This window comes from Mycobacterium sp. (genome assembly GCF_049683935.1).
GTDB lineage: Bacteria > Actinomycetota > Actinomycetes > Mycobacteriales > Mycobacteriaceae > Mycobacterium.
Genome location: NZ_JBAUJR010000089.1, coordinates 1 through 19,818, shown reverse-complemented (window position 1 = coordinate 19,818; position 19,818 = coordinate 1). Strand labels below are relative to the sequence as shown.

Here is a 19,818-nt window from a genome sequence, read left to right as displayed (position 1 = left end):
GGCCGCCGACGCAGTGTCAAGGCGCCGAGCGGGCCGTTAGAAGTCGAACCCGCCGAAGTCGCCGCCGCCGAAGTCGCCGCCACCGCCGCCGTCCCAGCCGCCATCGAAGCCACCGCCGCCGTCACCTTCGAAACCGCCGCCGCCGAGTTCGCCCTGATCCATTCCGTCCTGAAAGCCGTCGCCGTAGCCGTTCTCGAATGCCTGTGCGTCATAACCGATTCCACCCATGCCGGAGAACAGCGTGCTGAACAGCAGCACCGAACCGACGCCCCATGCGCCGGCCACCAGGGCGGGCTTCCACCACGGTTCGGAGTACCAGCCCGCGGGCACCGGCCGCCCGGCGACACGCCCGCCGGGGTAGTAGTTGGGGGTGCGCTCGGACGGCATCGGGGAAGCCTCGATCTCGCGTCCCTCGAACTCGACCCGACGGTCCTCGGTGACGGTGCCTGCAGTCTTCTGACCCTGCAGCAATTCCAGCTCCGGTCCCGGATCCATGCCCATCGCGGTGCGCGCCGCGCGGACGTAGTAGAGCCCTTCGACGGCGCTCTCCTTGGCCAGTTCGGCCTGCCGCGCGGTGGTGGCCTGATCGATCTGTGAGGACGCCGCGGTATAGCGCTCGGATGCGTCGGCCAGCGCCTGCTTGGAGGCGTCGTCGCTGCCGGACAGGGCGAACACCTGACCGCCGAGGCGTTCGATGACGCGGCGGGCGTCGGCCTTCGCGTCGGCGAGGGTGGCCGCGCTGCGCTTGCCCGAGGCCTTCGCCGTGGCGTACACCGCGAAGCCGATGGCTCCGACGACCAAGAGGATGAGAACGAGCAGTGCGCCTTCCATGGCTCACAGCGTACCGACAGGTGGGAGCACTCTCCGCTGATCGACCGGAGGCACCTTGCGGCTGGTGTCACAGTCGCAGCATCTCCCGGGCCATGGCTGCTTGCTCGAAGTAGTCCGGCCGGCGTCGCATCGCACGCCGCCGACGAGCCTGCCGCTCGGTGCGGCGCACCCACCAGGTGTGCAGCCCGCCGGCCCGGCGAGCCCTCACTGTCGAACCGGCCGCGGCGCTGCCGAGCAGCACTTCGGCGACACTGATGAGTACGGGCGCGGCGGGGGTTGCCGCGCGGTCGGTCGTGCGGGCAGGCCTTGACAGGGTTTCGGTGTGATCGTTCATGTCCACCAGCGTCTTGCACCCCGCACGCGCGGGCTTGGAGGTCACATGGAGATCGTGTGGAGATCCTGAAACGACCCAGTCGTTCACCGCCGGGCGGGTACGGGCCTCCCGATCACCCCACCCGGCCTGACACGTATTGCTCGGTCCGCTCGTCGGACGGGTTGGTGAAGATCCTGTCGGTGTTGTCGTACTCGACCAGCCGGCCGCGAGGGTTCTCCTCGGCATCGTCGAGCTGGACCATGAGGAATGCGGTCATGTCCGAAACGCGCGCTGCCTGCTGCATGTTGTGCGTGACCACGACGATTGAATGGTCCTTCTTGAGTTCGAGCATGAGTTCCTCGATGCGTCCGGTCGAGATCGGGTCGAGCGCCGAACACGGTTCGTCCATCAGGACCACGTCCGGCCGGGTAGCGATCGATCGGGCGATGCACAGCCGTTGCTGTTGCCCGCCGGACATTCCGTGGGCGTTCTCGTCCAACCGGTCTTTGACGTCGTTCCACAGCGCCGCGCGGGTCAGGGCTTCCTCGACTATGTCGTCGAGGTCACTCTTCTTCTTGGTGCCGAGCACCCGCGGACCAAACGCGATGTTCTCGTAGATCGACTTCGGGAAGGGGTTCGGCGACTGGAACACCATGCCGATCCGCTTTCGGACCTCCACGGCATCGACCGAGCGGTCGTAGAGATCTTGTCCGTGATAGCGGATGTGACCTTCGATGCTGGCGGACGGAATCAGGTCGTTCATCCGGTTGAAGCAGCGGATCAGCGTGCTCTTGCCGCACCCCGACGGCCCGATGAGAGCGGTGATGTTGTTCTTGTAGATGTCGAAGGTCACGTCTTCGACTGCCGGTTTCTTGCCGTAGCGGACGGTGAGACCCTCGACCGCGAACATCGTCTCACGTTCGGTTTCGCTCTTGGGCTCCCCGCGCTGTTCTCGAGATCGACGCGCCGTGTCCTTCACCGACGGCATCGCCTGCACGGCTGGCCTCTCCTCCTGTCCCGCATCTTGTTCGGTTGCGGCAGTGGTCTTTTCCGTCATCGCTTCTTCCTCACCATCGTTGCTCGTATCGATTTCGCAGCCAGATCGCAAAGGAGTTCATCACCAGCAGCAGGACCAACATCACGATGATTCCGGCGGCCGCCAAAACGATGTAATCCTCCTGAGCCCTGGCGAAGTAGTTGAAAATCTGCACTGGCAGCACGGTGTATCGGTCGAAGAATCCTTCCGGTACGAAGGTGACAAACGTGGCGGCACCGACGAGTAGCAGTGGCGCGGTCTCCCCGATGGCCCGCCCGACCGCCAGGATGACTCCGGTGGCGATGCCGGGGATCGATGCCGGCAAAACCTGACTACGGATCGTCTGCCACTGGGTGGCCCCGACTGCCAGAGAGGCCTGGCGGATCGAATCGGGCACTGCCCGAATGGCTTCGCGCGCGGCCAGGATCACGGTCGGCAACACCAAGAGCGCCAACGTGATCGATCCGGCGAGGACGATGAACCCGAGGTTCAACGGTCCGCGAACGATGAACGCCAGGCCCAGGATTCCGTAGACGATCGAGGGCACTGCGGCCAGATTCTGGATATTGAGCTCTATCAACCGATTCCACCATCGTTCCCGGTCGGCGTACTCCTCGAGGTAGATCGCCGCTCCCACACCGAGGGGCACGACCAACGCGATCACTCCGCCGATCACGTAGATGGTGCCCACGATCGCGTTGAGGAAGCCGGAATCTTCCGGGAACGGTGCGGTGGGATCAGTGAACAGCTCGAGGCCCAGCCGTGGCATCCCTTCGATGAAGGCGTCGATGATCAGCGCGGCCAGACCGGCCATCGACAGCGACAGCATCAGCAGCAGGAGCGCGTAGAACAGGTGTCCGGTGAACCGTTGTTTGGCCGACCGGCGACCCAGGTGTGTTTCGACGGCCGCCCGGGCGCCCGAGGTCGCCAGGCGGGTTCGGGGTGTGCTGGTGCTCATTGGTACACCTGCCGGTAGCGACGCACCAGTCGGATGCTGAGCACGTTCATCGCTAGCGTCATCACGAACAGCAGCAGGCCCACCGCGAATATCGTGTCGTATTCGATTGTGCCGGTGGCGATGTCACCCGTCGCGGTCACTCCGATGTAGGCCGTCATCGCCTGGATCGACTCGGTGAAGGTGATGTTGAGGTTGGGGCTGTTCCCTGCCGCCATCAACACCACCATGGTTTCGCCGATGGCTCGCGACACGCCCAGCACGATCGCGGCGACAATGCCCGACAGCGCGGCGGGAAACACCACCCGCAGTGCGACGCGCGCGCGGCTGGCCCCGAGTGCGTAGGCGGCCGATCTCAACCCGTGCGGGACCGCGGACATGGCGTCTTGGGAGATCGAGGCGATGATCGGCACGATCAGCAGTCCGATCGCCAGACCGGCCGCGCCGGCATTGAAGATGTTGGGTCCCTCGCCGAGGAATCCTGGCCAGATCTCCCGCAGCAGAGGGGTGATGAAGGAGAATGCGAAGAATCCGAATGCGACCGTGGGGACACCTTCGAGTACCTCGAGGATGGGCTTGACGACCTTGCGAACCCTGTCCGGGGCGTACTCGCTGAGGTAGATGGCCGCACCCAGCCCCAGCGGTATCGCGGCGAGCAATCCCCAGAGCACGACGCTGATCGTTCCGGCGATCAGGGGCAGCACACCGAAACTCTCAGGCGTGAACGACGGGGACCACCTTGTGCCGAACAAGAAGTCGAATGGCGCAACGGATCCGAAGAATTGGAGGGCCGGTCCGACCAGCGACACCACGATCGCGACGGTCGTCGCTACGGACAGTGCCGCGCAGAGGGCCAGGATGGCCTTGATGATCTTCTCGCCGTAGCGAGGGCTGGCCGCCTGCAGGCGGGGACGCTCATCGCCCCTATCCAGGTCGGCAGCCGCCAGGGTGTCGCGAGAACTCACGAGTGTGCCTACTTTCGGAGCTGGATATCGATGCGGGCCCGGACCCGGCCGTTCAACGGGATGAGTCCGCCTATGTCAGCGGGTCCGGACCGCACCTCTGCCATGAGAATTGGTTAGCCGGTGAGGTTCGCGACCTTGTCCCTGGCTTCCTGCAACTGCTCGTCGGTGAGCGGGATGAAGCCGGCCCTCGGGGCGACCTCGTTGACGTTGTCGAGGTAGAAGTTCATGAACTCTCGAACTTGCGGCTGCTCCAGCGCCTGCGCCGACGGATAGATGAAGAGCTGGCGACCCAACGGGTTGTATTCGCCCGCTTGGGTCGCGTCAGGCGTCGGCGCGACACACTCGCCGGCCTCGTTGCGAATCTCCAGGGCCTTCAGCCGCTGTTCGTTCTCCGCGAAGAACGAATAGCCGAAGTAGCCGATACCACCGGGCGACCCCGCAACGCCGGTCACGGTGGCGTTGTCGTCCTCGCCGACGATGTTGACACCCTCCGAGCGCTGCGCGCCCTCTTCATCGTTGACCGCGTCGGTGAAGTAGTCGAACGTTCCGGAGTCAGCCCCGGGGCTGAAGATCTGCAGTTGCTGATCGTAGGCCGGTTCCAATTCTGGAATCTGATTCCAGTTCGTCGCAGTGGCCTGCGGGCTGTAGATGGCCTGGAGTTGCTCGACCGACACGCAGTTCACCGGATTCTCGGGGTTCACCACGACCGAGAGTGCATCGTTTGCTACCGAGATCTCCTCCCATTGGATGCCGGCCTGTTCGCAGGCTTGGCGTTCATCCTCGGTGATCTGGCGCGAAGCGTTGGAGATGGCAGTCTCACCGTTGCAGAACTTCTCGAACCCGCCGCCGGTGCCGGACGTACCCACTGATACCCGCACGTTGGGGTGCTCCTGCTGAAACATCGCGGCGATCGGCTCGGATAGAGGCGCGACTGTGCTCGACCCATCGAGGATGATGTCCCCGGAGAGGCCCTCCTCGCCACCGCCGGCTTCGCCGCCGCCCGTCTCATCGCTTCCACCACAGGCGGCGAGCAGGAGGGCGGTGCTCGCCACAATGCTCATTGCCGCCGGACGTACACCTTGCCGCTTTGCCATGACGCTCCTTCAGGTAATTGGGCGGTATTGCCAAGTTGGCACTCAGCTTCTTGGCAGGTAGCCGAGAAGGTTGAGGCCAAGCGGAACCCGGATGAACGACTGTTGAACGACAGTCGACGCCGCCTCAAAGTCCCTGGTAGTTACCTGATCGTTACCTGTGAACGGGGTGGGCCGCCGGTTACGGCACCACCAGCTCGCTGTCCCGCAGATCGGTGATCAACATGTGGCCGGGTGCGTGACCGATCGCCAGAGGCGGACGGGACTGCATGACAGCCGCCTGCGGGGTGACCCCACACGCCCAGAAGACCGGTATCTCACCGGGGCTTACGGTCACCGCGTCCCCGAAGTCCGGGGAGGAAAGGTCATCGATGCCCAGCGCCGCGGGATCGCCGACGTGCACCGGGGCGCCGTGCACCGACGGGTAGCGGGAGGTGATGCGGACGGCGTCGGCGATCTGGTCAGCCGGTATCGGTCGCATGGACACCACCAACGGCCCACCGATCCGGCCGGCCGAGCGGCACATCCGGTTCGTCCGGTACATCGGCACGTTGGTGCCTTCGTCGAGGTGCCGTACCGGCACACCTGAATCCCGCAGCGCCGCTTCGAAACTGAAGCTACAGCCGATGACGAACGCGACCAGGTCGTCGGTCCAGTGATCGGAGGCATCCGCCGTCTCGGAGACCATCTCGCCGTCGATGTAGACGCGATAGAGCGGAATGTCGGTGCGGACGTCACCGCTGCGAAGCAGCGGACCGGAGAACTCTCCGGGCTCCAGCACGTCGAGCAGCGGACACGGCTTCGGGTTGCGCTGGGCGAACAGCATCAGGTCGAAGGCGTACTCGCGCGGCACGGCCATCAGATTGGCCTGGGCATAGCCGACCGACCATCCCGCCGTGGGCGTCACCAGCCCCTCCCGGAACCGGCGACGGGCATCCGCAGGCGAGACAGCGGCCGGGTCCGCGGGGACGAAGTTGCGATCCATGGTCGCCTCGGCTCAGCTCCACAACTCGGACAGACCGCTCAACGACATCCAGCCCAGGTAGAGCGTCAGCAGCCACACCGCGAGGCCTACCAGCTTCAGCCACATCGGATAGTGATAGCCGCGCAACAGATCCCGGCGCATCCAGGCGACCCACAGCACCACCGTGAACCCGATGGGCAGGATCAGCCCGTTGAAGGCGCCGGCGAAGATCAGCAGCGTCACCGGCGCCGCTCCGAGGATCACGAACAGCGCCGCGCTGATCGCGATGAAGCCGACCGTCAGGATGTTCTGGCGGCGGCGCGTGGTTTTCGACGTGGTGAGGAACGACACCGATGTGTAGGCCGCACCGATCACCGAGGTGATGGAGGCGGCCCACAGGATGACGCCGAAGAAGACGCCACCGGCGGTGCCGAGCGCGGCCTCGAATGCCGACGCGGTGGGGTTGTCGTCGGCCAACGTGGCGCCGCCAACCGTCACACCGAGGATGGCGAGGAACAGCAGCGTGCGCATGACACCGGTGACGAGGATGCCGTACAGCGACGTGCTGGTGATCCGTCCGACGTTTTCCGGTCCGGTGACCCCGGTGTCGAGGAGTCGGTGTGCGCCCGCGTAGGTGATGTAGCCACCCACCGTCCCGCCGACGATGGTCGTGATCGCGAGGAAGTTGATCGACTCGGGCAGTACTGCGTTGCGCAGTGCCTCACCGAGCGGGGGCCGCGACACGATCGCGGTGTAGGCGGTCATGGCGATCATCCCGGCGCCGAGCACCACCACGATCCGGTCGAGTCCGACTCCGGCCCGCTTGCTCAGGAACACCCCGATGGCGATGAGCGCCGAGACAGCGCCGCCGATGCGCGGATCGAGGCCGAACATCGCGTCGGTACCGAGGCCGGCGCCGCTGGTGTTGCCGATGTTGAACACCAAGCCACCCACGACCACCAGCGCGGCCAGGGCGTACCCGACACCGGGCAGCACCCGGTTGCCCAGTTCGTGGGCCCGGATTCCGGACACCCCGATGACCCGCCACACGTTCAACTGGACGGCGAAGTCGATGAGGATCGAAGCGACGATGGCGAATGCGAAGGCGGCGCCGAGTCTGACGGTGAAGTCGGTGGTCTGAGTGATGAACCCGGGGCCTACCGCGCTGGTCGCCATCAGGAACATCGCACCCAGCAGCGCGGTTCTCGTCGCTTTGGCCGATCCCTGGCCCGAAGGTTCGTTGTCGGGTGCTGTCGCCGCGTCAGGCGTCGAGCGTTCGGGTGTCGCCATGTCGTTTCCCCTGATCCGAACCGGCATTTTTGGTTTTGTCCGTGCGTCGCACGTCGAGGACCCCGTCGTCTGGTTGCCGTCTACCCGAGCAGCGCGCGGACGAATCCTCGGAGTTTCGGCGACGGACTGCGGGAAACGTCGAGTCAGCCCGATGCCGAGCACGCGTTTCGCGGGACTGACTCTGCATGGCGCTCGGGTGCCGCTCGCCTGCGATAGCGCAGGGAGCTGTGGAGCGGGCGACGGGAATCGAACCCGCGTAGCTAGTTTGGAAGACTAGGGCTCTACCATTGAGCTACGCCCGCAATGTGCTGCACAAGCTGAGCAGACTGTACCGGCCCCGCCTGACTCAAATCCAATTGAGTCCCGATGAGGTCCGATGTGGTCCCGCGGTGGTCAGGCCGTAGTATCGCCGGTGGTCCGGCGCTGTGTTGAGGCAGCGACGACCGGGGTGTAGCGCAGCTTGGTAGCGCATCCGCTTTGGGAGCGGAAGGCCGCAGGTTCAAATCCTGTCACCCCGACCAGAACCACCACCAGAACCGCAATAGAGGAGTACGCAACGTGAAGAGCACCGTCGAGAAGTTGAGCCCGACGCGGGTTCGCATCAACGTGGAGGTGCCCTTCACCGAGCTCGAACCCGACATCGACAAAGCGTTCAAGCAGCTGGCCAAGCAGATCCGGCTGCCCGGCTTCCGGCCCGGCAAGGCGCCTCGCAAGCTGCTCGAAGCCCGCGTGGGCCGCGCGTCGGTGCTCGAGCAGGTCGTCAACGACGCGCTGCCCGGCCGCTACAGCGAGGCCGTCACCGCAGAGTCCCTGCAGCCGATCGGCCAGCCGGAGATCGAGATCACCAAGCTCGAGGACAACGAGGAGCTGGTGTTCACCGCCGAGGTCGACATCCGTCCGGAGATCGACCTGCCCGATCTGGCGGAGCTGAAGATCACCGTCGACCCGATCTCCGTCAGCGACGAGGACGTCGCCACCGAGCTCGAGAACCTGCAGAAGCGGTTCGGCACCCTGACCGGTGTCGAGCGTGCCGCCGAATCCGGCGACTTCGTGTCGATCGACCTGTCGGCCACCGTCGACGGTGAGGACGTTCCCGAGGCGAGGACCGAAGGCCTGTCCCACGAGGTCGGTTCCGGTGAGCTGATCGAGGGTCTGGACGACGCGATCGTCGGCCTCAGCGAGGGCGAGAACAAGGATTTCACCACCACCCTGGTCGCCGGTGAGCACGCCGGCCAGGAGGCGCAGGTGACCGTCACGGTCAAGTCGATCAAGGTGCGCGAGCTGCCGGAGTTGGACGATGAATTCGCCCAGCTGGCAAGTGAATTCGACACCATCGAGGAACTGCGCAGCAGCCTCAGCGAGCAGGTCACCCGCGTCAAGCGAGTGCAGCAGGCCGAGCAGATCCGCGACAAGGCGATCGAGGAGTTGTTGGAGCAGGTTGAGGTGCCGCTGCCGGAGAAGGTGGTCCAGGCCCAGGTCGACGACACGCTGCACAACGCCATCCACGGACTCGACCACGACGAGTCGAAGTTCGAGGAGACGCTCAAAGAGCAGGGCAGCAGCCGCGAGGAATTCGACGCCGACAACCGCATCAACGCCGAGAAGGCCATCAAGACCCAGCTCCTGATGGACGCGATCGCCGACAAGCTCGACATCCAGGTCGGCCAGGGCGATCTCACCGAGCGGCTGGTCCTGATGTCGCGTCAGTACGGACTGGAACCCCAGCAGTTGCTGCAGATGCTGCAGCAGAACAATCAGTTGCCGGCGATGTTCGCCGACGTGCGCCGCGGCCTCACCGTCGCCGCGATCGTCCACGGTGGCACCGTCGTCGACACCGACGGCACTGAGATCGACACCGCCGAGTTCTTCGGTCCCTCGGGTGAGCAGGCGGCCGCCGCGAGTGGCGAGGTCGATGACGCCGCCGAACTCAGTGCCGACGACGACGCCGATGAGGCCGACGAGGCCACTGAGGCCGATGAGGCCGACGCCGCCGACGATATTGATAGTGCCGATGATGCCGCGGAGACCGCCGACACGAAGTGACGCTCTCAGCGAACGGGCACCGTCTGGGGACTCCCCGGCGGCGCGTGTTGGTTAGTGTCATTCGTAAGACGGAGTCACCGCGTCCGAAGTACGTAAAGAAAGCAGGTATCCAGTCGTGACTGACATGCGTGGCGCCTCAGCGGGCCTCAATCTCGTCGACTCGGTGTATGAGCGGTTGCTGTCCGAGCGGATCATCTTCCTGGGTTCCCAGGTCGACGACGACATCGCCAACCGGCTGTGCGCTCAGATCCTCTTGTTGTCTGCCGAGGATCCGACGAAGGACATCAACCTCTACATCAACTCGCCCGGCGGTTCGATCAGCGCGGGCATGGCGATCTACGACACGATGGTGCTCGCACCGTGTGATGTCGCGACCTACGCGATGGGCATGGCGGCGTCGATGGGCGAGTTCCTTCTGGCCGCCGGCACCAAGGGCAAGCGCTACGCGCTGCCGCACGCCCGGATCCTGATGCACCAGCCGCTCGGTGGTATCACCGGCGGCGCCGCGGACATCGCGATCCAGGCCGAGCAGTTCGCGCTCATCAAAAAGGAGATGTTCCGTCTGAACGCCGAGTTCACCGGCCAGACACTGGAGCGCATCGAAGCCGACTCCGATCGCGACCGCTGGTTCACGGCGCAGGAGGCCCTCGAGTACGGCTTCGTCGATCACATCATCACCCACGCCAATTTCAACGGGAGTGCCTCATGACCCAGCCCCACGGCGGTGCCGTGAATCAGCCGCAGGCCCGCTACATCCTCCCGTCCTTCATCGAGCACTCGAGCTTCGGCGTCAAGGAGTCCAATCCCTACAACAAGCTCTTCGAGGAACGCATCATCTTCCTCGGCGTGCAGGTCGACGACGCCTCGGCCAACGACATCATGGCCCAGCTGCTCGTGCTGGAGTCGCTCGACCCGGACCGCGACATCACCATGTACATCAACTCACCCGGTGGCTCGTTCACCTCGCTGATGGCGATCTACGACACGATGCAGTACGTCCGTGCCGACATCCAGACGGTGTGTCTGGGCCAGGCCGCGTCAGCGGCCGCCGTGCTGCTCGCCGCCGGTACCCCCGGCAAGCGTCTGGCGCTGCCCAACGCTCGTATCCTGATCCATCAGCCCTCGCTCGGCGGTGTCATCCAGGGCCAGTTCTCCGATCTGGAGATCCAGGCCGCTGAGATCGAGCGGATGCGCACCCTGATGGAAGAGACCCTTGCGCGCCACACCGGTAAGGATGCTGCGGTCATCCGCAAGGACACCGATCGCGACAAGATCCTGACCGCCGAAGCGGCCAAGGAATACGGCATCATCGACACGGTGCTGGCGTACCGCAAGCTGTCCGCGCAGACGGCCTGACCTCAGCCGTTGCCGTAGATCCTGGTCGCGGTGACGAGCACGGCGGTGCGCCGCTGCTCGCGCATCGTCCGGTCGAACTCGTCCCAGTCGTCGTGGGTACCGCCGGCGGCGCGGAAGATGTCCCGGAGAAGTTGGGCCAGCGCGTCGTCGGAGCCGAGAAAGGGTTGCGGGTCGTCGGGCCCGGCCAGTTCGGCGTGACCTTCGACGGTGGCCCATTGCCACCCGCCCCGGAAGGTCACAGCGATCTGGGGTCTGGCCCGCAGGTTGGCCAGCTTGACCTTGCCGTAGGTGACGAAGCCCAACGTCGGTTCGCCGGTCTGCGGGTGCGGTAGCGGCCCGGCGTTGATCAACGACGACTGGATCGTCAGGTCTGCGCGCAGGGTCGCCACCACAGCCAGACCGTTGTCGTTCTTGGCGAGTGCGAAGGCGTCCTCGAGGGTCATAGACGGAGAGTACGACAGACGGGCCGTACGACCCCCTGACGTCTTTGCTCTCCGCGATTGACCGGCTTGGCGGGCAATGATGCCGAATAGCGCCGAACGCTATTGACGACCCCGTCAGACGTGGGACTCTGTTGCTCACAGCTCAACACGGCAGGGGGCCGATCATGGTGGTGGGGATACTTCGCGGCGCCGCGATCGCCGTACTGGCCGGTGCAGGGGCGCTCGGGTTGTCGCACGTCGGTTCGCCGGCGGTCAGCCACGCTGACGTGGTCTGCCCGGTCGGCATGTACTGGGACGTCTACACGGCGCAGTGTCTGTACTACGACGTGAACGTCTACGTGAACCCCCCGAACCCGATCGTCGGTCCCGCCGGCCCCATCGGAGTCGGGGGAGTGGTGGGTCCCGTCGGACCCGGCCCGGTTGGTCCCGGCCCTGTCGGTCCCGGGCCGATCGGTCCCGGTCGACGCTGAGACCTGCTCAGAGCATTTCAACAGCCGCCGGCCGCGGGCACCCGGTCGAAAGGCGGGTACGTTGGTTGCGGACGGTTCCCGGAGCGATAACGGCGGCGACACGCCAGAGACACGGTGTTGTGTTCGCGGCCGTCTGGGACGGATCAGGCGATATGTTGACGCAACCACTCGTGAATACCACCGGCGCTATTCGGCTTTATCGGTCGCACGGCGCCGGAACAAGCGGGTAGCGTCGGGGAGAAGTCCTCGAGGGTGCCTGACAGTACCCGCCGAACAGTTCGAACATCGTTGCCGACAGGAAGTGGGACCCCAGCACCATGGCACGCATTGGAGACGGTGGTGACCTGCTGAAGTGCTCTTTCTGCGGCAAGAGCCAGAAGCAGGTCAAGAAGCTCATCGCGGGTCCGGGCGTGTACATCTGCGACGAGTGCATCGACCTGTGCAACGAGATCATCGAAGAGGAACTCGCCGACGCTGACGACGTCAAGCTCGACGAGCTGCCCAAACCCGCGGAGATTCGCGACTTCCTCGAGGGTTATGTGATCGGTCAGGACACCGCCAAGCGCACGCTGGCCGTGGCCGTCTACAACCATTACAAGCGCATCCAGGCGGGCGAGAAGATGCGCGACTCCCGCGCCGAGCCGGTCGAGCTGTCGAAGTCCAACATCCTGATGCTGGGACCCACCGGCTGTGGCAAGACCTACCTGGCCCAGACGCTGGCGAAGATGCTCAACGTCCCGTTCGCCATCGCCGACGCCACCGCACTGACCGAGGCCGGTTATGTCGGTGAGGACGTCGAGAACATCCTGCTCAAGCTGATTCAAGCTGCCGACTACGACGTCAAGCGTGCCGAGACGGGCATCATCTACATCGACGAGGTCGACAAGATCGCCCGCAAGAGCGAGAACCCGTCGATCACTCGCGACGTCTCCGGCGAGGGCGTGCAGCAGGCGCTGCTGAAGATCCTCGAGGGCACGCAGGCCTCGGTTCCCCCGCAGGGCGGCCGGAAGCACCCGCATCAGGAGTTCATCCAGATCGACACCACCAACGTGCTGTTCATCGTGGCGGGTGCGTTCGCAGGCCTGGAGAAGATCGTCTCCGACCGCGTCGGCAAACGCGGCCTGGGCTTCGGCGCCGAGGTGCACTCCAAGGCCGAGATCGACACCCAGGATCACTTCGCCGAGGTGATGCCCGAGGATCTGATCAAATTCGGGCTCATCCCCGAGTTCATCGGCCGCCTGCCTGTGGTTGCCTCGGTGACCAACCTCGACAAGGAATCCCTCGTCACGATCCTGTCCGAGCCGAAGAACGCGCTGGTCAAGCAGTACACGCGGTTGTTCGAGATGGACGGCGTCGAGCTGGAGTTCAACGAGGACGCTCTCGAGGCGATCGCCGATCAGGCCATCCACCGCGGAACCGGTGCCCGCGGCCTGCGCGCGATCATGGAGGAAGTCCTGCTGCCGGTGATGTACGACATCCCCAGCCGCGACGATGTCGCCAAGGTGGTTGTCACCAAGGAGACCGTGGAAGACAACGTGCTTCCGACGATCGTGCCGCGCAAGCCCCCGCGCAACGAACGCCGCGAGAAGAGCGCCTAGCTTCGACACGCGGAGTCATTGCCGCAGCGCCGACGTGCGCTCGTTGACGACCTCGTCGATCAGCGCCGCGATCTCGGCGATTCCATCACGACGGGCAAAGGCCGACTGCAGCCCGCGGGCTGAGTCGCGGAATGCGGGTGTGCCCAGCACCTCGCGCACCGCGTGACGCACCTCTGAGGCGGTCGGTGTCCCGGTGCGCAGGTTGACTCCGGCGCCGAAATATTCGACCCGCGCGGCCACCTCGGGCTTGTCCTCGGTGTCGCCCGCCACCACGAGTGGAACGCCACTCGACAGGGCGCGCTGGACAGCCCCGTACCCACCGTTGGTGACCATCACATCGACCACCGGGAGCAGCACGTCGTGCGGTAGGTATTCGGCCACATAGGTGTTGGCGGGCAGCGGCATCCGGATCTGAGAGACCGGGCGGCCGCCCGTGGTGACCACAACGGTGACGTCCTCGTGGGCCAGCGCTCTGATGGTCGGTTCGATCAATCGGGTGAGGTCGGCATTGTCAACGGTTCCCTGGGTGACGTGCACGACGGGCCGGCCGCTGTACAGAGCGTTCCACCACGGGGGCGGCAAGAAGTTGTCGCTCGGCAGCGGGTGCACCGCGCCGACGAACCTGACATGGGCGGGCAGGTCGCTGCGGTGATACTCGAATTCGGGGATGGTCGGGCTGATCACCCGATCCGCGAGTACCGCGGAGTCGAAGACGAACACCGGCAGGGTCGGTAGGCCCAGCGCGCCGAGCATGCGGTCGGTGGCGCGCTGTGACGGTCGCAGCAGGATGTTCTGGGTGACCAGCGCGAGTACCCGATTGCGTAGCCGGCCGATTGCGCCCGGCATCGGCGTGATACCGGGTCCGCCGGGCGCGGTGTCGCGACTCGACAGCAGCAGCGGCATGGTGGAGTAGGCCAGGATTGGCGGCCGGGAAATGTTGCTGTCCAACAACAGTGGCAGAACACCGAGGAAGAACGCGTCGGTGAGGATGGCGTCGTAGTGGTTGCCGGCCAGCAGTTCCTGCAGCGCGCTGAACTGATAGGGCAGCGGCCGGACGAAGACGTTCTCGACGTCGAAGTTGATCCGCGCGATGCCCGACGTCTGGGCGCGGCCGGGCAACTCGTCGAACGCGGAATCGTCGTAGTCCGCGCCGAGTGGCAGCGGACAGGGTTCGGCGCCGACCGCACGGATCCTGTCGGCATGGCGGGCACTGGTGAGAACGGAGACGCAGTCACCCCGCGCCACCAGACCCCGCGCGACGTTCAGCAGCGGCGAGAAGTGTCCGACGGGAGGGCTGGAGGCGATGAGGATCTCTGGCATGTCGTCGATGCTCGGTGATCACCGGGCGGGCACGCTTGGAGGTTGCGTGGAGAACAGATGGAGATTGCAGGCGGGGGCTGCTGCTCAGCTCTTGACGCGGTCCGGGCGGGTGTAGATGTTCATCGAATCGCCGCGCAGGAAGGCCACCAGCGTGAGCCCGGACTGACTGGCCAGATCCACGGCCAGAGACGACGGCGCCGAGACCGCGGCGAGCACCGGGATGCCGGCCATCACGGCTTTCTGGGTGAGCTCGAACGACGCCCGCCCGCTCACCAGCAGCACGGTGCCGCTCAGTGGAATCCGGCGCTGTTCGAGCGCCCACCCGACCACCTTGTCGACGGCGTTGTGTCGACCGATGTCCTCGCGCACCACCAGGGCGGTGCCATCGGAGGCAAAAAGCGCGGCGCCGTGCAGTCCTCCGGTGGCAGCGAACACCTTCTGCCCGTCGCGCAGCTTGCCGGGAAGCGCGGACAACGTCTCGGCGCTGACGGTGGTGGGGTCATCACCCGGGCAGTGCTTGCTGATCAGCCGTACCGCATCCAACGACGCCTTGCCGCAGACTCCGCACGACGATGTCGTATAAAAATTGCGGGTGGGATCGACGTCGGGTGCCGGTACGTCGGGGGCCAGCGTCACGTCGAGCACGTTGTACGAGTTCACGCCGTCTTCGTTGGCGCCGCGGCAATACCGCACCGACAGGATGTCGTCGCGCCGGGCGACGAGGCCCTCGGTGAGCAGAAACCCCTGCGCCAGTTCGATGTCCGAGCCGGGGGTGCGCATGGTGACGGTCAACGGCACTGTGTTGACCCGGATCTCCAAGGGCTCCTCGACGACCAGTGTCTCGGGCCGGGCGACAGTGTCGTCCGCTGTCACGTGCCGCACCCGACGCCGCGCCGTCACCCTGCCCACTAGCGGCGCTCCAGTCTGACGACGATCGCCTTCGACACCGGGGTGTTCGAGCGGGCAGCAGTGTGATCAAGGGGGACAAGAGGATTGGTCTCGGGATAGTAGGCCGCGGCATTGCCCACCGGCGTCGAGTACGGCACCACCGCGAAGTCCTCTGCGCGCCGCTCCTGAAGTGCGCCGTCGGCGCCGGTGTACTCGGAGACGAGATCCACCCGGTCTCCGCCGGCGAATCCGAAGGCCTCGAGGTCGGCGGGATTGACGAACACCACCCGGCGGCCGTTCTTGACGCCACGGTAGCGGTCGTCGAGGCCGTAGATCGTGGTGTTGTACTGATCATGGCTGCGCAGTGTCTGCAACACCAGGCGTCCCGGCGGGACCCGAACCCACTCGAGCGGGTTGGTCACGAAGTTCGCTTTGCCTGTGGTGGTGGGGAATTCGCGGGAGTCACGTGGGGGATGGGGAAGCTGGAAACCGTCCGGCGCGCGTACCTTGTGGTTGTAGTCCTCGCAGCCGGGGACGACGGCGGCGATCGCGTCGCGGATGGTGTCGTAGTCACCGTTGAAGGTCTCCCACGGCACCGGGTGGTCGGGCCCGAGGACCGCGCGAGCCAGCCGGCAGATGATCGACACCTCGCTGAGCACGTCGTCGCTCGGCGGATGCAGGCTGCCGCGGGACAGGTGCACCATCGACATCGAATCCTCCACCGACACCTGCTGTTTGCCGCCGGCCTGGACATCGCGGTCGGTTCGGCCCAGCGACGGCAGGATCAACGCGGTGGTCCCGTGCACCAGATGGCTTCGATTGAGTTTGGTCGAAACCTGAACGGTCAGTGAGCACTTTCGCAGCGCAGCCTCGGTGACCTCGGTGTCCGGCGTCGCCGAGGCGAAATTGCCGCCCATCGCCAGGAACACCCTTGCCTTACCGTCGCGCATCGCCCGGATCGCGTCGACGGTGTCGTAACCGTGCTCGCGGGGCGAATCGATCCCGAACCGGGTGTCCAGGGCGGACAGGAAGGCTTCGGGCATCTTCTCCCAGATCCCCATGGTGCGGTCACCCTGCACGTTGGAGTGACCGCGCACCGGGCACAACCCGGCGCCGGGCTTGCCGATCATGCCGCGCATCAACAGCACGTTGGTGATCTCGGCGATGCTCGGAACAGCGTGCTTCTGCTGGGTCAGTCCCATAGCCCAGCACACGATGATGCGCTCCGCGCCTGCCATCATGCCGGCGACCCGGTCGAGTTGTTCGCGGTCGATTCCGGTCGCCTCGAGCACGGTGTCGAGATCGACGGAGCGGGTCTGATTCTCGTAGGCGTCGAAGCCTGCGGTGTGATTCGCGACGAAGTCCCGGTCCACCACACTGCCCGGGGACCGATCGTCGGCGTCCAACAGCAGCTTGCCCACTCCGGCGAACAACGCCATGTCACCGCCGAGGCGGATCTGGACGAACTCGTCGGCGATCGACACCCCGTCGCTGATGACACCGTGCACCTTCTGCGGATCCTTGAAACGGATCAGGCCGGCCTCGGGCAGGGGATTGACCGCGATGATGTTGGCGCCGTTGGCCTTCGCCTTCTCCAGGACGGACAGCATTCGCGGGTGATTCGTGCCTGGGTTCTGTCCGGCGATGACGATCAGATCGGCAAGGACGAGGTCCTCCACGGTGACCGAACCCTTGCCGATGCCGATGGCATCGGTCAGCGCGGTGCCCGAGGATTCGTGGCACATGTTCGAACAGTCCGGCAGGTTGTTGGTGCCGAAGCTGCGGACCAGCAGCTGGTAGAGGAACGCGGCTTCGTTGCTGGTTCGCCCCGAGGTGTAGAAGACGGCCTGATGCGGGCTGTCGAGGGAGCGCAGTTCGTCGGAGATCAGCTCGAAGGCCTCACTCCAACCGATCGGGCGGTAGTGATCGTCGCCGGGTCGCAGCACCATCGGTTCGGTGAGGCGGCCCTGCTGAGACAGCCAGTACTCGGGTTGCGCCTCGAGGTCGGCGATCGAATGCCGCGCGAAGAACTCCGCGGTGACGACGCGTTTGGTGGCCTCCTCCGCGACGGCCTTGGCGCCGTTCTCGCAGAACTCGGCGATCTTGCGGCCACCGTGTTCCTCGGGCCACGCACAACCCGGGCAATCGAAACCGTGACGTTGGTTGAGCTTGGCGAGCGTCGCGGCGGTTCGCACCGCGCCCATGGATTCCATGCTGCGCTGCAACGACACCAGCACCGCTTTCACCCCGGCGGCCTCGTGTTCCGGACGGGTGACGGTGAGTGCGCGTTCGTCGACGTCGGCTTCAACGTCTCGGTCGGGTTGGCGGCGCGAGAACATGTCTCCAGGGTATGCCTGCCGCGAGCCTGGCCCGCGGATGCACCGTGGCGCCGAGAGCGCGGCCGCCATTCACCGCCGGTGCGGGGAGGGCGGCCGCGCTGTGTGCTGGACGGTCGATTGCCCGGTTGGTAGAGCACTCGCCCGCCGCGGGTGCGCGCTACGGCCCGCGGACTCCCTTGCCTCCACCGGCTTGGTCGTCGCCGGCGCGCGGCCAAGGGTCGAAGGGTTCGTGATCGGCGTTCGTGTTCTGGTCCGGCTCGCTCGGAGGGGGCTCGTCCGCCTCGATCGGTGACCACGCCGCAGACATATCAGGAACGGCAGCGCTTTCCGCATCACAAACAGCCGCGGCGATGGCGTCGTCCCACAGGGATTGTGCCGGTTCGGGTTCGGGGTCGGTGTTGTCGGCGCCTCGTTGGGCGTCCGAATCGTCATCGGGTGGGCGGAGTAGGGCTTCGGGTCGGTGGTAGTAGTTGATCCGGGTTTGGCCGGTGTCCAGTCCCGGTGGTGGGATCCATTCGACTTCGTGGCGGTCGTTCATTCGGGTGGTCCAGCCGCCGTGGGTGTTGACCATTCTGTTGTCGGGTCCACACGCCAGGCCGAGGTCGTCGATGTTGGTGGTGCCGCCGTGGGACCAGTCGGCGGTGACATGGTGGACCTGGGTGCCGTAGGCGCCGACGGTGCAGCACGGTTTGGTGCAGCCGTTGTCGCGGGCGATGAGCATGAGCCGCTGTGCGGGGGAGGCGACGCGTTTGGTGCGGAACAGGTCCAGCGCTGATCCGGTGACGCCGTCGAATACCGCGAGGCTGTGGTGGGCGTGGGCGCCGAGGCGGATCACGTCTTTGATCGGCATGACGGTGCCGCCGCCGGTGACACCGACCCCGGCGCGGGATTCGAGGTCTTGGAGGGTGGTGCGGATGATGATCGATACCGGCAGTCCGTTGAGGTCGCCCAGGCCGCTCATCAACGCGATCCGCCCCACCACCACCAGCGCATCATGTTGCCGTTGCGCCAGCGACCGGTGATCGTTGTCGATCTGGGCCTGACTCGGCGTGCCCGAGGTGCACGGTTCAGCATCGTCGGGGTTGCACATCCCCGGTGCGGCGAACTTGGCGAAGATCGCCTCCAGCGTCGCCCACGCCTCCGGGGTCAGTTCCCCGGCGAGCGGTGTCATCAGATCGGCACGCTGCTTACCTGCCGACAGGCCGCGTTTGCGGGCGCGTTCGGTGTCATCGGGTTCGGGTCCGTCCTGGTCGAGCAGGAACAACCTCAACGCGGCGGTCTCCTTGAGTTCCTTCGGTCCGACACCGACCGCGACGCGCACCAAATCGACTTCGAACTGGGCGGCGGTGGCCGCATCGACGAAACCCGGCAACTTTTTGACCGCAGCGCGGATCACCGCGACATGCTCACTATTGATTAGCCCGAGAGCTTGGGCAGCGGCGGTCGCCGGCAACACCGCGGGCAGGGGTTCGCCGGTGATGGTGCGTCGCGGAGCTAACACCGCGGCCTCGTTCAGGCGGCGATTCGCCTCAGCCGCCGAAATGCGCCAGCGGACGGTCAGAACGTCCTTCCAGGACTTGGCGCCCATCTGCTGCGGGGTGGTCTCGGTCTGTAGCCGCACCAGCAACCGCTGACTCACAGCCGGCAGCTGGCAGGTCAGGGTCTGCAGTTCGTCGAGGGGCCCGATCAGTTCATCGCGGGTCAGCAGGTCGATGTCGCAGGCGGCGACCGCGTCGAAGGCAGCCCGCAACGCGGTCACCGCCTCGCGCAACTCCGTCCCCGACATACATCGAACATACATGGCGCTCCACGGGTTTTCGTGGGTGCTTTTCCGCTGTTCAGCGGTGGTTTTTGGTGTGAGAGTGCGGTGTTCGGCGTGTCCGTGATGAGGTGAGGGACGCGCACGCGGTGGGCCT

General features: G+C 65.7%; 17 protein-coding genes, 2 tRNA genes and 1 pseudogene. 6 read left to right on the top strand and 14 right to left on the bottom strand.

Going from position 1 to position 19,818, the window contains the following annotated elements; genetic code table 11:
- Positions 1–36: 36 nt before the first annotated feature.
- From WA965_RS04985 to WA965_RS04945, 9 genes are all read right to left on the bottom strand, one after another.
- Positions 37–831 carry a DUF1542 domain-containing protein gene (locus tag WA965_RS04985; protein WP_526294101.1) on the bottom strand — a complete coding sequence of 265 codons (795 nt, stop codon included), beginning with the start codon at positions 829–831 and terminating at the stop codon, positions 37–39.
- Between the two features lie 67 nt (positions 832–898).
- Positions 899–1,210, bottom strand: coding sequence for a hypothetical protein (locus WA965_RS04980; RefSeq protein WP_526447175.1), 312 nt, complete (start codon positions 1,208–1,210; stop codon positions 899–901).
- A gap of 67 nt (positions 1,211–1,277) precedes the next feature.
- Entirely contained in the window at positions 1,278–2,054 is a 777-nt protein-coding gene (gene pstB / locus WA965_RS04975; RefSeq protein ID WP_526297518.1) for a phosphate ABC transporter ATP-binding protein PstB, read from the bottom strand.
- Positions 2,055–2,211: 157 nt separating this feature from the next.
- Positions 2,212–3,138: a phosphate ABC transporter permease PstA gene (gene pstA / locus WA965_RS04970; RefSeq protein ID WP_526297483.1), complete on the bottom strand. Its 927-nt coding sequence runs from the start codon at positions 3,136–3,138 to the stop codon at positions 2,212–2,214.
- The gene (gene pstC, locus WA965_RS04965) at positions 3,135–4,100 is read right to left on the bottom strand and encodes a phosphate ABC transporter permease subunit PstC (protein ID WP_526297485.1); all 966 of its coding nucleotides are present in this window, start codon (positions 4,098–4,100) and stop codon (positions 3,135–3,137) included. Before pstC ends, pstA begins: the two co-directional genes overlap by 4 nt.
- Before the next feature lie 113 nt (positions 4,101–4,213).
- A complete protein-coding gene (locus WA965_RS04960) occupies positions 4,214–5,161 on the bottom strand; it encodes a phosphate ABC transporter substrate-binding protein PstS family protein (RefSeq protein ID WP_526297487.1) in 948 nt (315 codons plus the stop codon).
- Positions 5,162–5,372: 211 nt separating this feature from the next.
- Entirely contained in the window at positions 5,373–6,176 is an 804-nt protein-coding gene (locus WA965_RS04955) for a putative hydro-lyase (protein ID WP_526297489.1), read from the bottom strand.
- Between the two features lie 12 nt (positions 6,177–6,188).
- The gene (locus tag WA965_RS04950; RefSeq protein WP_526297491.1) at positions 6,189–7,445 is read right to left on the bottom strand and encodes an NRAMP family divalent metal transporter; all 1,257 of its coding nucleotides are present in this window, start codon (positions 7,443–7,445) and stop codon (positions 6,189–6,191) included.
- Positions 7,446–7,673: 228 nt separating this feature from the next.
- Positions 7,674–7,747: transfer RNA gene (locus WA965_RS04945), tRNA-Gly, on the bottom strand.
- A gap of 142 nt (positions 7,748–7,889) precedes the next feature.
- Between WA965_RS04945 and WA965_RS04940 the strand changes: the two genes are divergently transcribed.
- From WA965_RS04940 to clpP2, 4 genes and pseudogenes are all read left to right on the top strand, one after another.
- Positions 7,890–7,966: transfer RNA gene (locus tag WA965_RS04940), tRNA-Pro, on the top strand.
- A 37-nt stretch (positions 7,967–8,003) separates the two neighbouring features.
- Positions 8,004–9,488 (top strand): trigger factor, encoded by a 1,485-nt coding sequence (gene tig, locus WA965_RS04935; protein ID WP_526297493.1) that lies wholly within the window; start codon positions 8,004–8,006, stop codon positions 9,486–9,488.
- Between the two features lie 112 nt (positions 9,489–9,600).
- A pseudogene (locus WA965_RS04930) lies at positions 9,601–10,197 on the top strand (ClpP family protease); the annotation flags it as partial.
- A complete protein-coding gene (gene clpP2, locus WA965_RS04925) occupies positions 10,194–10,844 on the top strand; it encodes an ATP-dependent CLP protease proteolytic subunit ClpP2 (protein ID WP_526297495.1) in 651 nt (216 codons plus the stop codon). The pseudogene WA965_RS04930 and the gene clpP2, both read left to right, overlap by 4 nt.
- Positions 10,845–10,846: 2 nt before the next feature.
- Here clpP2 and WA965_RS04920 read toward each other — a convergent pair whose 3' ends face one another.
- Positions 10,847–11,287, bottom strand: a complete 441-nt coding sequence (locus tag WA965_RS04920; protein WP_526297497.1) for a TIGR03618 family F420-dependent PPOX class oxidoreductase — start codon at positions 11,285–11,287, stop codon at positions 10,847–10,849.
- Between the two features lie 164 nt (positions 11,288–11,451).
- On the opposite strand from WA965_RS04920, the gene WA965_RS04915 reads away from it, so the two are divergent.
- Both WA965_RS04915 and clpX read left to right on the top strand, forming a co-directional pair.
- Complete coding sequence (locus WA965_RS04915) at positions 11,452–11,757, top strand: hypothetical protein (protein WP_526297498.1); 306 nt, start codon at positions 11,452–11,454, stop codon at positions 11,755–11,757.
- 317 nt (positions 11,758–12,074) lie between these two features.
- Positions 12,075–13,355: an ATP-dependent Clp protease ATP-binding subunit ClpX gene (gene clpX / locus WA965_RS04910; RefSeq protein WP_178356957.1), complete on the top strand. Its 1,281-nt coding sequence runs from the start codon at positions 12,075–12,077 to the stop codon at positions 13,353–13,355.
- 15 nt (positions 13,356–13,370) lie between these two features.
- On the opposite strand, the gene WA965_RS04905 is transcribed toward clpX, so the two are convergent.
- The 4 genes from WA965_RS04905 to WA965_RS04890 all read right to left on the bottom strand — a co-directional run bounded on the left by WA965_RS04905 (position 13,371) and on the right by WA965_RS04890 (position 19,703).
- Entirely contained in the window at positions 13,371–14,675 is a 1,305-nt protein-coding gene (locus tag WA965_RS04905) for a nucleotide disphospho-sugar-binding domain-containing protein (RefSeq protein ID WP_526297500.1), read from the bottom strand.
- A gap of 84 nt (positions 14,676–14,759) precedes the next feature.
- A complete protein-coding gene (gene fdhD / locus WA965_RS04900) occupies positions 14,760–15,584 on the bottom strand; it encodes a formate dehydrogenase accessory sulfurtransferase FdhD (protein ID WP_526297502.1) in 825 nt (274 codons plus the stop codon).
- Positions 15,584–17,902 (bottom strand): FdhF/YdeP family oxidoreductase, encoded by a 2,319-nt coding sequence (locus WA965_RS04895; RefSeq protein WP_526297504.1) that lies wholly within the window; start codon positions 17,900–17,902, stop codon positions 15,584–15,586. The genes fdhD and WA965_RS04895 overlap by 1 nt, the downstream gene beginning before the upstream one ends.
- 157 nt (positions 17,903–18,059) lie before the next feature.
- Entirely contained in the window at positions 18,060–19,703 is a 1,644-nt protein-coding gene (locus tag WA965_RS04890; protein ID WP_526447173.1) for an HNH endonuclease signature motif containing protein, read from the bottom strand.
- Positions 19,704–19,818 lie beyond the last annotated feature (115 nt).